The organism is Saliphagus sp. GCM10025317 (genome assembly GCF_042663665.1).
Lineage (GTDB): Archaea > Halobacteriota > Halobacteria > Halobacteriales > Natrialbaceae > Natronosalvus.
The window spans coordinates 2247838-2261542 of the sequence record NZ_JBHTAQ010000005.1; the positions used below are offsets into that span (position 1 = coordinate 2247838).

Genomic DNA, 13705 nt, shown 5'->3' on the forward strand with positions numbered 1-13705 from the left:
TGTCGGTCCAATTCCAAGATAGAGTCGTATGTCTGACATCACCATCACGACGACGGACGGACTCGAGGGACGGGAAGTAACGGAGTACCTGGGCGTGGTCTCCGGGGAAGCCGTCATCGGCGCGAACGTGATCAGCGACATCGCGGCGGGAATCCGCGACGTCGTCGGCGGACGGAGCGGGTCCTACGAGAAGAAGATCGAAGCGGGACGCCGGGAGGCGATCGCGGACGTGCGAGCGGACGCAGCGGAACTCGGTGCGGACGGCATCGTCGGCGCATCCTTCGATTACGAGGAGATGGGCGAGGGAATGCTCTGGGTCAACCTTTCTGGTACCGCAGTCGAGACGCGACGGCGGTAGCTGTGTTCGGCCCGGAGGTGGTGACAGTGACCTGGATTGGCGGCGATGACGCTGACTGGATTAGCAGCGATGATGCTGAAGCGACCTGGCAGCCGGACGCTTCAGAAGGCACGGTCGAACTCGAGCACGCCCTCGTGTCGATTGCTCCTCGAGTCCGTCAATCGAGTCGCTAATGCCGCGAACCCAATTTTGTCAGTCGAATCGTCAGTTCCAGAAGCTCGAGAACGTCGGTGGACGGGTTGAACCTCCGCTACAGGACGACGACTCCGTACCCGAGGCCGAACGCCAGGACGAACGACCCGATCCAGGCGAGGACCGTCACGCCGAGTTTTCGAGGACTGACTCCGCCGCTCCCACCCACAGCCAGTCCGCTGCCGATGATCGCACTGACGATGATCTCGTTGAACGAGACGGGAACACCGAGTACGACGGCCGTCTGGGCGATCAGAAACGAGGGGACGAGCGTCGAAATCGACCGCCGGGGGCCGAGCGAGGCGTACTCCTGGGAGATCGACTTGATCATTCGCGGCGCGCCGGTCCAGGAGCCCACGAGGATCCCGAGTCCGCCACCGGTGAGGATCGCCGTGGTCGAGACGGTCATCGCCGCCTCCTGTTCGACCAGCGGAAGCAGGGGGCCGACCGCGAGTCCGACCTGACTCGCCCCCGCAGAGAAGGCGACGAGTCCCCCGAGCGCGAGCAGAAACCGGCGAAGGCCCCCGGCCTGGTCACGGCTGACGTCCCAGCGGACCAGCAGGCCCACTGGAATCGCGACGAACGCGGATGCGACCCCCGATCCGACGAGTCCCTCGAGCGGGATAAACCGGCTTCCGGCCGCCGCTAGCGTCCCACCTGCGGACGCGAGGAACGCGAACTCGAGGTTCGCGACGACGGCGCCGACGAGTACGGCCAGGATCGGCACGCTCACCCGTTCGGGGACGTCAGCGCGCGGCAGGACGCTCGCGATTCCGTAGGCGATCCCACCGCCGACGAACGGCGTCAGGACCCACAGCGCTCCGATTTCGGCGTACTTCGAGGGAACGGGTTGTCCACCGAGTGCGAATCCGACGCCGATCACCGCGCCCGTGACGGTGAACGCGGTCGCGATCGGATACCCCGTCACGATGCCAATCGCCATCAGGCCGGCGCCGATCAGGAGAACGACGATGACGGTGCTGGGCGGGAGCGTGACTCCCTGCACGAGGCCGCGGCCGACGGCGTCCGAGACGCTTCCGCCCTGTGTAACCGCGCCAGCGAATCCGAGGAGACCGACCACGAACGCCGCCCGCATGGTCGAGATGGCGTTCGCGCCGACCGCCGGGGCGAACGGCGTCGCGCCGCTCGAGCCGGCGCCGATCACCCAGGCCATGAACAGGCTGGCGAGTGCCGCGACGCTGAAGAGCGCAATCGTTGTGGGGTCCATCGTTGGTGTCGTGTTGACTGGAAAAAGTGTGCTCATTCACTCGAGTGAGTCGTCAGTCGTCGCCTCTCAGTCCGCACTCGACGGTGTCGTCCCGCTCGAGGCACGCTGGCTCTGCCAGACCCCCTGGAGGTAGGCGCCGGCGAACATCCCGACGATCGCCCACAGGATCGTGACGTTCCCGATCCCGAGGCTGGCGTAGGCCGCGCCGGGACAGATTCCGGAGAGGCCCCAGCCGACGCCGAAGATACCGCCGCCGATCAGGACGTTCCGATCGAACGACTTCAGGCGGCGACCGTAGGTGTCGCCGGTCAGCGGCGCCCGTTCGCGGAGCCGCGGCGTGACCCAGAACGCGATGCCCGAGATGATCGCCGCGCTGAACATCACGAACAGCAGTCCGAAGTCGTCGAACTGGAGGAAATCCAGCACGACCTCCGGCCGGGCCATGTGACTGTAGGCGAGACCGAACCCGAAGATCAGGCCGCCGACGAGGATTAGCGGCATGAACAGCGGGTGTCGTTCGGGTGCACTCGCGCTCATGGGCTCACCCCCAGTGCGGAGACCAGTTGTGCGGTCACGATTGCCACCGCCAGGAACGTCACGACACCGACGATCGAGGTCTTCGAGGCCGAGCCGACGCCGCAGACGCCGTGGCCCGACGTACAGCCCTTACCGACGCGCGTGCCGATGCCGACGAACACGCCGCCGACCAGGAGTCGCCACGGCTGGACGTCGGTCGTCCAGGCACTGCCCTGCCAGACGACGGCGTAGACCGCCGCCCCCAGGACGATTCCGAGGGTAAAGACGACGCGCCAGTCTCGAGACGCCCGATACTGCTGGAACCGGGACTGGTCCGAGACGTACGACAGCGTCGACTCGAGGAACGTACTCGCACCGGCGGCGATGCCCGTCCCGAGGTAGATAATGACCGCGCCGAGACCGACGAATAATCCCCCGATGGCGTACCGCGAGATGCCGTTCGGGAAGAGGTTGGCGGGCGGCGCCAATTGCAGTGGCAGGTGCAGTTGTAAGGGCAGTTGCGGGTACAGTTGTAGGGGCAGGAGTTCAGCGATCACGGGTATCTGGATCAGTCGTCAGCCAGGGAATCCTGGCTGGCGGCGCAGTTGTTCGGGCCGAGCTCGAGTTCGAACGCCTCGTCGTCCTCGGCGGTCTGCTGTCCCAGGTTCGTCGCGATGATGTCCTCGTAATTAGCCGGACGAGGCGGCATGTTCGAGAGGATCAGGTCGACGAACTCGTCTTCGTCCATCGTGAGTGCGTCCATGCGGTCGACGAGGTCGCCGATCGGCGCCGTGTACGTCCCGTCCTCGGCGGGGACGGCCGCGTCGCTGAAGTGAGCCCCGCCGACGAGCGTGTCCTCGGGTAAGGTCAGCACGCGCTCTTGCAGCGATTCGTACAGCGTGCGTGCGGCGTCTTCCGCGCCGTCGTCGCCCTCCTCGAGGTCCGGTCGGGCGACGCTCTCGATGAACAGGCCGTCACCGGTCGCGAGCAGGCCGTCGTCGATCAGGTAGGAGGTCATCCCGGAGGTGTGCCCGGGCGTGTAGACCGCCTCGATCGTGGCGTCGCCGACCGCGAATTCGTCACCGTCCTCGGCCAGCGTCACGTCGTCAGTGTAGGTGACCCCGCGGTCGGTTGCGGGCACGGGGAGAACGCCCTCGACGCCCTCCTCGGCGAGCGATCGAAGCCCCGAGATGTGGTCCGCGTGTACGTGCGTGTCGAACGCGTACGTCAGGTCGACGCCGAGGTCGTCGGCGTCCTCGAGGTAGCGGTCGGTGAAGGCACGTAGCGGGTCGATCACGGCGGCGTCGTCACCGTCGTAGAGCAGGTAGCCCAGACAACCCGAGGAGGGGCGCTGGTACTGGACCAGGGTACCGGCGCCGTCGTAGTTCGTGACTTCGTGGGCTTCGTAAATGCGCGCCCACCCGTTCATCCCGTCCTCGAGGTGGTTGACATCGTAGCCGCGTTCCTCGAGCGCCCCGGCGACGAACTCGCTGGCGCCGCCTTTCGCACAGAGAACGGTGACTTCGCGGTCGTCCGGAATCTGTGCAAGCACGTCGTCGTCGATTTCGTCGTCCAGGAATTCGAAGTACGGAATATTGATCGTCTCGACGATGTCATCCTCGATACGCCACTCGTCGTAATCTGATTGCATGCGAGCGTCAAGGATCGTGACCGAATTCCCCTCGTCGATGCTGGCTTTCAACTCCGCAGGCGTGATCGAATCGACTGCAACGTCGGGCGTTGGAAAGTCCATTTCGCTCATGGTGTACATCCCTCTGTACCGGGTGCTCCCACTTAAGGGTTTGTATGGTAGTTCCATATTTGTGCAATACTGCCTCCGTCGTTTGGTCGACGATATCTCGAATAACGCACGTGGCAGTGCGCACAAGCAGATATAGCCATCACCCCTGCATTGCGGTGGTTCATCACCAGGGCAATAATCGATACTCTTTTATTCTCCCAATCGGTATTGTGGGATAGCTCCAATACAGAGCACACAATCATCAATGAGTTCAGAGTACACCGTTACGGAGACGCTCGACGTGAAAGGACAGTCCTGCCCAATGCCTATCGTGAAGACCAAGCAGGCCATCGACGACCTCGACGACGGCGACGTCCTCGAGGTCGTGGCGACCGACTCGGGTAGCATGAGCGACATTCGAGGCTGGGCCGAGGGAACCGACGGCGTCGAACTCCTCGACCAGGTCGAATCGGACGATCTCTACACGCACTACGTGAAGAAGACTGCGTGAGCATACAATGAGCACCGACAACGCAACCCCGTCCATCGACGACACCGAGTTCGACGCCGCCGACGTGGAGGCCCTGCTCGAGCGCGTCGAGGAACTCGAGGACACCGTCGCCGACCTGGACGACGACCAGAAGAAGATGACGATCGTCGCGACCCAGGGCAGTTTCGACATGGCGTACCCGCCGCTGATCCTCGCGAGTACGGCAGCAGCCTTCGGCTGGGACGTCGTCGTCTTCCACACGTTCTGGGGGCTCGACATTCTCCACGAGGAGAAGTCCCAGAACCTCAAGCTGAGCGCCGTCGGAAACCCGAACATGTCGATGCCGAACGCCCTCGCTGCGCTCCCCGGGATGGACTCGATGGCGACGAAGATGATGCAGAAGAAAATCGACGAGAACGGCACGGCCACCATCGAAGAGCTCATCGACCTCTCACTCGAGACCGGGGTCGACCTCCAGGCCTGCCAGATGACCATCGAGCTGATGGACTACGACGAGGACGACTTCTACGACGGCGTGACGACCGGCGTCGGGGCCGCGACGGCACTCCAGCATATGGCCGAGTCGGACATCCAGCTGCTGGTCTAACCGTGCACACGACACCAGACGATGCAGCCGGTTCGTGGGCGACGGATCCGAGTTTGCGCGTCATCGAAACCGTCGCCGAGGCCGATGGAATCGATCCGGAAGCCTGTCATCCACCGCTCAACGACGTCGTCGATCCGTCCGCTCTCGACCAAATCTTTCCGGAGAGTGGACCAGCGGCACCGTTCAGGCAGGTGAGCTTCGAGTACCGTGGCTACGCCGTCACCGTCCACTCCGACGGTCGTGTCACGCTCGAGTGAGACACTCCTTTCTGTGACTGCGTTCGGGGTCGAGAAGTGTGTGACTGCGTACGGATTCGAGAAATATTGCTCGCACCGAACCCGAGCGGAAGGTCGCTCACGCGTACGTATTAGAACGGATACTCCCGGCGGTCGTGCTGGAGCGAGATCCACTTCTTCTCAGTCATCTCGTCCATAATGTCAGTGCTGTTGTAGCCGCCGACGCCGGACGCCTTCGTTCCGCTGAATGGAACGTGGGCCTCGTCGTTGACCGGCTGATCGTTGACGTGAACCATCCCCGTCTCCATCCGCTCGGCGATTTGCATTCCCGTTCCGACGTCGCCGGCGTGGACCGATCCCGAGAGGCCGTACTCGGTGTCGTTGTGGACTTCGATCGCCTCGTCGACGCTCGAGACGCTGATCACCGGTGCAATCGGGCCGAAGTGTTCGTTGCACGCGGCGGCCATGTCGTTCGTGACGCCGGAGAGTACAGTCGGGGCGACGAGCAAGGAGTCGCTGGTCTCGTATTCGCGCTCGTCAGGTCCTCCATCGCCGCTATCCATCGGCACCGTCTCGCCGCCCGTCTCGAGCGTTGCCCCGGCCTCGACCGTCTCATCGACGTAGCCCAGCATCTCATCGCGCTGGGATTCGTCGATGACCGGACCGACCACCGTGTCGGAGTCGTGGGCGCTTCCCACCGGGAGCGACTCGGCGCGGTCGGTGAGTCGGTCGACGTACTCGTCGTAGACGTCCTCGTGCACGATGTGGCGGTTGATGGAGATACAGACCTGTCCCTGGTGGACGAAGGTCCCGAAGACCGCCGAATCGACGGCCGCCTTGAGGTCGGCGTCGGCGGTCACGATATGTCCGTTGTTTCCGCCCAACTCGAGGGCGATCACGGAGAGGTTCTCGCCGCCGGTCGTCGCGACGCCACGGCCGACCGGGGTCGAACCGGTGAACGCGACGACGTCGCTCTCGGGGTGGGCGACCACCGGATCGCCAATCTCTGAGCCGCTCCCGGTGACGACGTTCAGCAGGCCGTCCGGCAAGCCCGCCTCTTCGTACAGTTTCGCGATGAGGAGCCCACCCGTGATCGGCGTGTTCGACGCGGGTTTGAGCACGACGGCGTTGCCCGTCGCGATGGCGGGCGCGACGGCCCGCCCCGAGAGATTGAGGGGGAAGTTCCACGGCGAGATGACCGTGACGACGCCCTGCGGTTCCCGCCTGACGAGGTTCTCCTTGCCCGGGACGTTCGAGTCGACCTGCTCGCCCTTCATGCGGCGAGGGAGCGTGGCCGCCTCCATCGCCTGGTCCGCAGCGATCTGGACCGACGTTTCGCCCATGATCCGGGACCCGCCCGCCTCGTGCGCTAGGAGATCGACGATTTCGTCTTCGTACTCCTGAAGCAGGTTCGCCACCTCGAGGGCGACGCGCTCGCGCTCGATGGGTGGGGCCTCTCGCCACTCGTGCTGGGCCGCTGCGGCTGCCTCGAACGCGGCATCGACGTCGGCTTCCGTCCCCGCGGGGACGCGGGCGACCTCCTCTCGAGTCGAGGGGTCCTCGACCGAGATCCCCTCGTCGCCGTCTGGTTCCGCCCATTCGCCGCCGATGAAGAGTGCGTTCCAGTCTGCGTCGATCGAGAAGGTATCCGGCATATTCTCTCCCATGGGAATCCGCTGTGTAATACCCAGGCTTGCCTCTTCAGACGTGGTGGAATTGATGGACAGGCGCTTCAACTGCCACGCAGATATACTGTCGTACAGGTCGAGATTTCCCCGATCGTTGTGCTGGGCTCACAGACCGTCTCGAGCCTGGTCGTCCCAACTCGAGGTAGGTTCGTCGCCGTTACTGATGCAGCGTTTCGTCTCCGGTCTCGAGACGAAGTTGCGTCACCGTCCTCCGGGGCGAACGTTGAGTTGCGTCACCTACCGAGACGAAGTTACGCAACCATCACGATCACGCGGTATCGTTCCCGTCACCCCCGTTGGAGTCGGTTTCGTTATCGTTGGCGGTTTCGTTATCGTCGTCCGTTCCTTCGTTCTGCTCCGTATCGTTACCCGCGTCGCTTTCACCGTCGTCCGTCTCGCTTTCTTCTCCGTCGCCCTCTTCTCCTTCGCCTTCTTCACCTTCTCCGTTGCCTTCCTCTCCCTCACCCATTTCCTGTGCGATCGAGTCCTCGTGCGGTTCGATCTCCTCACCGTCCTCCTCCGAGACGATGCGGAACACTTCGCCCGTTTCGCCGTCAGTGTACCGTGCCGTCGTCAGGACGTACAGCTCGCCGTCGTGATCCCGACCGAACGAGAGGATGAACCGGTTGATCGCGTTCTCGGGCGCGTTGGCAACCGAAAGTCGGTTGATGTCCCACAGGTCCTCCTCGCTTCGATCGGCCATCGGTTCGTACTCCTCGAGCGGCGACGCGAAGAGCGCCCCCGAAGGTCGTTCGAACGCGTCGCTCCAGTCGCCGAAGACGTAGTGACCCTCGAGCGCCGGTGCCGCCTCGCCCTCGTAGACGTAACCGCCGGTGATCGAGATGCCGAGCGTCTCGTCGCCGACCTGGTGAGGGTAGTGGATGACGGGATCGAGCAGCGGTTCGCCGCCGCGAACGTCGTCGGGGGTTTGCGACGGGCACTCCGAGGGCGACTGGCTCGGATCGGCCGTCGAGAAGCACTCGATGCCCTCCTTGACGTTCCAGCCGTAGTTGCCGCCGTTCTCGACGATGTTGACCTCCTCGTACAGGTTTTGCCCAACGTCCGCGACGAAGAGACGACCCTCGCCGTCGAACGAGGCCCGCCACGGGTTGCGAAGCCCCCAGGCGAAGTACTCGTCGAAGCCGTCCTCGCTGTCGACGAACGGGTTGTCGTCCGGGATGGCGTAGGGTTTCCCGTCCTCGCCCTCGTTGTCGACGTCGATCCGGTGAATCCCGCCGAGCAGGGTTTCGGTCGTGTTCTGGGCGTTGCCGCCCTCGTTCTCGTCGTACCAGTCTTCCAGGTGGCCGAAGCCGACGTCGTCCGCTCCGCCGCCGTCGCCTAATGCCCAGTACAGGTAGCCGTCCGGCCCGAATACGACGGGGCCGCCGTTGTGGTTGAACTGCGGTTCGTCTACCTCGATGAGAATCCGCTCCGAATCGAGGTCGACCGACGCGAAGTCCTCCGTCGCCTGGAACTCGGCGAGGACGGCGGTGTGGTCGTAGGACTCTTCCGCTTCGTCCTCCTCGCTCGAGTCTTCGCTGCCGTTCTCCTCGTCGGTCCCGTTGGCATCGTCAGTCCCGTTGTCGTCGTCGGTCTCGCTGTCGTTGTCGTCACTCGCGTTCTCGTCGGTAGTACTGTCGGTCTCGTTGGCCTCGTCACTCGAGTCGTCCCCGGTTTCGGACTCACCCTCGACGCCACCATCGCTCGAGTCCTCACGCAGTGGGGCGCTGTAGTAGACGAAGAGTCGACGGTTCTCCTGGTAATCGGGGTGGAACGCGAGTCCAAGGAGGCCGCGCTCGTCGAATCCCGCATCCGTCGCGGCGCCGACGTCGACCATCCGATCGCTGAGGTCGAGGAACTCGGTCGGTTCGCCACTGTCGCTGTCGACGTGGTAGATCTGGCCTGGTTGATCGTGCACGTAGTAGCAATTTTGCTGACCGGGCGCCACCTCGAATCCGACCGGCGAGACGAACCCGTCGGCGACGCGCTCGAGTCCGATCGTGGGTCCCTCGCCGATGACGTCGGTCGTCTCCTCCTCGGTATCTTCGCCGTCGTCACCGTCGGCTGGTTCTCCGATCTGGATGTCGCCGCGCATCGTCCCCGGGTGGACCGAACAGTAGTACTCGGCCATCTCCTCGGTCGCCTCGAACTCGAGGGTCTGGGTTTCGCCTTGCTCACTCATGATTTCCGTCCCGACGATGTCATTGCCGTCGGCGTCCAGGATGATGATGTCGTGAGGCAAGCCGTCGACGTTCTCCCAGGTTATCGAGTACGTCTGTCCGGCCTCGAGCGTCAGCGTCGGGTTCGTCTCCCCTTCGATATCGGTTGGCGACCGCCCCTCCCAGCCGGAGGTGTTGCCGCCGAGTTCGATCGTGGTTTCTTCCTGGGCGACGGTAAGTCCGCTGAGGCTGGCTACGGCGCCCGCCGTAGCGGTCGCCCGAAGAAAGGTTCGCCGTGACGGCCACGTTCGTCGACTCGTCCCGTCGCGTAATTCTCTCTCGAGTGTCGTCCGTGCGGTGTCGGACGCCTGCTCGTTGTCAGGTGCCCGTCCGTTGTCGTTTGGTTTCATGTCCCTTCGAGAACAACTCCTGATACCGGAATAACGTGAAGCGACTGTTACGGTGGGTAATCGAGGCTTCGTCGAGGTAGTGATCCTTTTCTTCGAGAAACAGTCTCGAGCGGTGTCGGTGATTGAATAGGATGCGGAGAGCCAGACTCGGGCGAGAGTTGAACTCGAGGAGAGAGTAGATGCAGTGAGAGTAGATGCAGTGAGAGTAGATGTAGGGAGAGTCGATTCAGGAAGAGTAGATACAGGAAAGAGCGTCTGAGATCAGGCCACGACTTGCTCAGCCCTCGTAGCCTGCGTGCCCCATGAGTTCGCTGAAGATGTCGGTATCCATGACGTCTCGGTAGACGATCGCACTGACCATGCCGCCGGGATAGAAGTTCCCGTTCATCGCGTGGTCGACCTTGTGACAGTGCATCAGGTAGATACCGGGATCGGCGTTCGCCTCGAACTCGATCGTGTGGCGCTCCGCGGGCGCGACGTTAGTGATGTCGCGCTCGTACTGCGCCGCTTCGGGGATCTGGCCGCCGTCCTTCTCGACCAGACGGAAACGGTGGTTGTGCGTGTGCAACGGGTGAGACATGTACCCGGCGTTGACGAAGTGGAGCCTGACCGTGTCGCCCGAATCGACGATCATCGGCGAGCCGTCTTCGGGGTGGAGCGTCCGGGGAAGGCTCTTTCCGTTGATCGTGAACACGTCGGGGTTACGCTGGCGAGGGCTGTAGTCGACGTCCTCACCATTCATCTGCCTGGGGACGCGCGAGTCCCAGTCCTTGACCGTCATGAAGTACTCCTTGTCGGCTGGTTCGTACCCCTTCGGATCGACGCGGAAGATGCCGTACATCCCCATGTCGATGTGCCGGTTCGTCTGGTAGTGACAGTGGTAGAGGTGCGTCCCCGGAACGTTCGCCGGGATCGTGTAGGTGTGTTTCTCGCCCGGGTCGACGCGAATACCCGTCGTCGTCGGTACGCCGTCGTTCTCCCAGGTCTTGTGTGAGCCGTGGAAGTGGAGCGTGTGGGGGTGACTCCCGTCCGTGTTGTCGAGCGTCACTTCCATGTCGTTGCCCTCGGTCGTCCGCAGGATCGGCCCCGGGACGCTGGGTTCGCGATCGTCGGCCTGGAACGCCCAGACCTGCGGGAACTCAATGGGGCCGCCCATCGACTCGAGCGGGTGGACGGGATGTCGTGAAGTGACACTCCGCAACGTGACTTCACCGCCCTGCTCGTCGACCTGGACGACCGACGGCGAACTTGTCGTCGGGAGATCTGACTGGGCAGCGGCTTTCGAATTCAGGTTCATCGGTGACTGACAGCCGGCGAGGACGGCAGCGCCAGTTCCGCCGGTTGCAGCCAGATATTCGCGCCGCGAGATGCCAGTTCCAGGGGCTCCGATGTGATCGGTCATGTACACTTGACCGTATGAACTCCCGTAGTATAGCGGGCCACGCCAGTTCTTAACCGCTGGGAATACGAACGAAGATGTTCGTCTAGATGACTTAAAGAGAGAGTGGGGCCAATTCGTGGTCTGTCCGTTCGATAGGCCTTTCGTGAGGTGTCCCACCCCACCGTGTCGAGTGTTTTTGGGAGTGGGGAGCGGTGGTCGGCCGAGGGGTGGAGGGGTGAGAGACCCCACTTTGTCGAGTGTTTCGGGCTGGAGGGATAGTGGTGTCTTCGGGAAGGGAGACTTGTGACCTCTTCGGGAGGATAGCCTCGGGACATCTCCGGAGCAGGAAGATGTTCGAAGCAGCTTTAGGAAGTAAACTCGAGACAGAACGGTGCCTCGAGGGTGAGCATCTGGCAGAAGAGTAGGATAATGACGTCACCGGAGAAGAAAATCACGTCGATATTGGAATATCGAAAAGATAGTTATTGTCGAACGCAAACTCCCGTCAAAGGAACAAAACCGGCGATTCGGATGCGTCATCAGAACCGCCTCAGCAGAATCGCCGAGTGAGAGGTTCGAATCGAGTGTACGTCACTGAAAAGGTGTCTTCGGGTTACACGTGCGGTGGAAAACTCGAGGTGTGAACTCGACTATCGACGGGGTGTGAATTCAGCTATCGAGGTGGGCTATCTGGGATCTCGATACGACCCGTCTCGACGCGCCAGAACTTGACTCAAAAGGGCGACCAGGTCAAAATCCCGAGGCGTGCCGAAACACTCGACACGGTGGGGTGTCCGCCTCATCAGGGGACGACAGAGACAACCAAGGACGATCCGTCCGAACACTCGACGCACTCGACACGGTGGTTTTATATATCTTGCAGCGAGCAGTCCAACTAATGCCGCTGTTCGATCGGGACACGTCGATTTTCTCCGACGAGGACGTGCTACGGGAGGACTATCAACCGGAGTCGATCCAGGAACGAGACGAAGAGATCGACACGTACATGGCCTCTCTCCAGCCCGTCATCAACGGAGCACAGCCACGGAACCTGTTTCTCTACGGCAAGGCCGGCGTCGGGAAGACGGCCGTCACTCGCTATCTCCTCTCCCACCTCGAGCGAGACGTCGATGCTTACGACGACGTCGCGCTGACCGTCGTCTGGCTCAACTGTAACAATCTCTCTTCTTCCTACCAGGTCGCCGCGAACCTCGTCAACGAACTGCGACCGCCGAGTCAACAGATCAGTACTACCGGCTACCCGCGCCAGACCGTCTTCGACATGCTCTACACCGAACTCGAGAGCATCGGTGGTACCGTCCTGATCGTCCTCGACGAGATCGACCACATCGGCGACGATGATGGCATCCTCTACGAACTCCCGCGCGCTCGAGCGAACGGCTACCTCTCGTCGGTCAAACCCGGCATAATTGGCATCAGTAACGACCTGAGCTTTCACGACAGTCTCTCCCCGAAGGTCAAGGACACGCTCTGTGAGGAGGAGGTTCACTTTCCGCCGTACACCGCCGGCGAGTTGCGATCGATTCTCGAGCAGCGAGCGGAGAACGCGCTGTACGAAACCGCCTACGAGACGAACGTGCTCTCGCTGTGTGCAGCACTCGCCGCCCAGGACACGGGGAGTGCTAGGCAGGCACTGGATCTGCTCTACAAGGCCGGAGATATCACGCGTGCGGCGGACGAGACGACCATCAGAGAATCGCACGTGCGCGACGCCCAGCAGGCGCTCGAGCGCGGACAGATCCGCCAGGGAATGATGGAGTTGACCCGACACGGTCACCTGGCGCTGGCGGCGGTGCTCAGCATCGCGATCGGTGACGAGACGCCCGCCCGCGTTCGCGAAATCTACCCCGAATACTCGGCGATCGCCGAACGGTTCGGGACGAAGCCCCTCGTCCGTCGACGGATGCACGATCACCTCTCCGATCTGGCCATGCAGGGAATTTTGAAGCGGTACGCCCGCAACCACGGTCGGTCTGGTGGGCAGTACTACGAGTACGATCTCGACGTGACACTCGAGTTGGCCCTCGACGTCGTCGACGAACTCGAGGACGTCGACATCTCGCTCGAGGCCGTTCGTGGTGCGAAACTGCGGGGGTTACGGTGACTGCGAGGGTACGGTGACTGCGAGGGTACGGTGATCGACAACCGCCTGGACGAAAGCTACACCATCGTGAACTAATCGTCCGTTCGGGTCGAATAGTTCGCTATCTCGAGTCGCCGTCAACCTCCATTGATCCCAGTCGTCGAGTTGTCGTTTTCCATCGACCTGCCAGCCGAGTTGTTCCCATCTTCCATCGTCTCTTGAGTCGCCCTCCGTTCGACCCTCCACTAGCGTTGGCTGAACACTCGACACAGTGGGGTGGGGGTGTAATCTTCAGGACCCCCTGTCCTCGAGCCAACGGATATTCACTCTCGTTCGCCTGAATGCGATCCGAGACGGACGGTCGCCCGATTAAACACTCGACACGGTGGGGTAGGTCACCCAGATGTCCGAATATTTTAGACGTCTTCTCCTATTCTGACCGTTCCCCGCCGACGCAGGGAAACACTCGACACAGTGGGGTGGGTGAGTCACGGAAGTCGAGTAGCTCCCCTTCGATCCGACTCGGCACGGTCTCATTGAGGATTACTCGTCTCGTCTCACTCGCTACGTTACCCTCTCACACGTTTATCGGGCC

12 protein-coding genes are annotated in these 13705 nt (G+C 62.5%); 5 read left to right on the forward strand and 7 right to left on the reverse strand.

Annotation, left to right across the window (positions count from 1 at the left end):
- Positions 1-28: 28 nt before the first annotated feature.
- Complete coding sequence (locus ACFQS4_RS12980) at positions 29-358, forward strand: YbjQ family protein (RefSeq protein ID WP_497901909.1); 330 nt, start codon at positions 29-31, stop codon at positions 356-358.
- 250 nt (positions 359-608) lie between these two features.
- Here ACFQS4_RS12980 and ACFQS4_RS12985 read toward each other — a convergent pair whose 3' ends face one another.
- From ACFQS4_RS12985 to ACFQS4_RS13000, 4 genes are all read right to left on the reverse strand, one after another.
- The gene (locus tag ACFQS4_RS12985; protein WP_497901911.1) at positions 609-1778 is read right to left on the reverse strand and encodes an inorganic phosphate transporter; all 1170 of its coding nucleotides are present in this window, start codon (positions 1776-1778) and stop codon (positions 609-611) included.
- Between the two features lie 66 nt (positions 1779-1844).
- A complete protein-coding gene (locus tag ACFQS4_RS12990) occupies positions 1845-2279 on the reverse strand; it encodes a DUF6691 family protein (protein WP_497903197.1) in 435 nt (144 codons plus the stop codon).
- Between the two features lie 32 nt (positions 2280-2311).
- Complete coding sequence (locus ACFQS4_RS12995; protein ID WP_497903198.1) at positions 2312-2800, reverse strand: YeeE/YedE family protein; 489 nt, start codon at positions 2798-2800, stop codon at positions 2312-2314.
- Positions 2801-2862: 62 nt separating this feature from the next.
- Entirely contained in the window at positions 2863-4056 is a 1194-nt protein-coding gene (locus ACFQS4_RS13000; protein WP_497901912.1) for an MBL fold metallo-hydrolase, read from the reverse strand.
- A gap of 244 nt (positions 4057-4300) precedes the next feature.
- Between ACFQS4_RS13000 and ACFQS4_RS13005 the strand changes: the two genes are divergently transcribed.
- From ACFQS4_RS13005 to ACFQS4_RS13015, 3 genes are read left to right on the forward strand one after another with little or no spacing between them, the layout of a single operon-like run.
- On the forward strand, positions 4301-4546 hold the full coding sequence (locus ACFQS4_RS13005) for a sulfurtransferase TusA family protein (protein WP_497901913.1): 246 nt from the start codon (positions 4301-4303) through the stop codon (positions 4544-4546).
- Between the two features lie 7 nt (positions 4547-4553).
- Positions 4554-5132 (forward strand): DsrE/DsrF/DrsH-like family protein, encoded by a 579-nt coding sequence (locus tag ACFQS4_RS13010; protein WP_497901914.1) that lies wholly within the window; start codon positions 4554-4556, stop codon positions 5130-5132.
- A 2-nt stretch (positions 5133-5134) separates the two neighbouring features.
- Positions 5135-5389, forward strand: coding sequence for a HalOD1 output domain-containing protein (locus ACFQS4_RS13015; RefSeq protein WP_497901915.1), 255 nt, complete (start codon positions 5135-5137; stop codon positions 5387-5389).
- Between the two features lie 110 nt (positions 5390-5499).
- Here the strand turns inward: ACFQS4_RS13015 and ACFQS4_RS13020 are convergent, their stop codons facing one another.
- From ACFQS4_RS13020 to ACFQS4_RS13030, 3 genes are all read right to left on the reverse strand, one after another.
- Positions 5500-7023 carry an aldehyde dehydrogenase family protein gene (locus ACFQS4_RS13020; RefSeq protein ID WP_497901916.1) on the reverse strand — a complete coding sequence of 508 codons (1524 nt, stop codon included), beginning with the start codon at positions 7021-7023 and terminating at the stop codon, positions 5500-5502.
- A 301-nt stretch (positions 7024-7324) separates the two neighbouring features.
- Positions 7325-9625 carry a PQQ-dependent sugar dehydrogenase gene (locus ACFQS4_RS13025; RefSeq protein WP_497901917.1) on the reverse strand — a complete coding sequence of 767 codons (2301 nt, stop codon included), beginning with the start codon at positions 9623-9625 and terminating at the stop codon, positions 7325-7327.
- A gap of 277 nt (positions 9626-9902) precedes the next feature.
- Positions 9903-11027, reverse strand: a complete 1125-nt coding sequence (locus tag ACFQS4_RS13030) for a multicopper oxidase domain-containing protein (RefSeq protein ID WP_497901918.1) — start codon at positions 11025-11027, stop codon at positions 9903-9905.
- An 877-nt stretch (positions 11028-11904) separates the two neighbouring features.
- On the opposite strand from ACFQS4_RS13030, the gene ACFQS4_RS13035 reads away from it, so the two are divergent.
- Positions 11905-13131 (forward strand): orc1/cdc6 family replication initiation protein, encoded by a 1227-nt coding sequence (locus ACFQS4_RS13035; protein ID WP_253436010.1) that lies wholly within the window; start codon positions 11905-11907, stop codon positions 13129-13131.
- Positions 13132-13705: the final 574 nt, after the last annotated feature.

What these genes read in the sequence shown, in the direction of transcription:
- ACFQS4_RS12980 (WP_497901909.1), top strand. Translation starts at nt 29, where the DNA reads ATGTCTGACATCACCATCACGACGACGGACGGACTCGAGGGACGGGAA.
- ACFQS4_RS12985 (WP_497901911.1), bottom strand. Translation starts at nt 1,778, where the DNA reads ATGGACCCCACAACGATTGCGCTCTTCAGCGTCGCGGCACTCGCCAGC.
- ACFQS4_RS12990 (WP_497903197.1), bottom strand. Translation starts at nt 2,279, where the DNA reads ATGCCGCTAATCCTCGTCGGCGGCCTGATCTTCGGGTTCGGTCTCGCC.
- ACFQS4_RS13000 (WP_497901912.1), bottom strand. Translation starts at nt 4,056, where the DNA reads ATGAGCGAAATGGACTTTCCAACGCCCGACGTTGCAGTCGATTCGATC.
- ACFQS4_RS13005 (WP_497901913.1), top strand. Translation starts at nt 4,301, where the DNA reads ATGAGTTCAGAGTACACCGTTACGGAGACGCTCGACGTGAAAGGACAG.
- ACFQS4_RS13010 (WP_497901914.1), top strand. Translation starts at nt 4,554, where the DNA reads ATGAGCACCGACAACGCAACCCCGTCCATCGACGACACCGAGTTCGAC.
- ACFQS4_RS13020 (WP_497901916.1), bottom strand. Translation starts at nt 7,023, where the DNA reads ATGCCGGATACCTTCTCGATCGACGCAGACTGGAACGCACTCTTCATC.
- ACFQS4_RS13025 (WP_497901917.1), bottom strand. Translation starts at nt 9,625, where the DNA reads ATGAAACCAAACGACAACGGACGGGCACCTGACAACGAGCAGGCGTCC.
- ACFQS4_RS13030 (WP_497901918.1), bottom strand. Translation starts at nt 11,027, where the DNA reads ATGACCGATCACATCGGAGCCCCTGGAACTGGCATCTCGCGGCGCGAA.
- ACFQS4_RS13035 (WP_253436010.1), top strand. Translation starts at nt 11,905, where the DNA reads ATGCCGCTGTTCGATCGGGACACGTCGATTTTCTCCGACGAGGACGTG.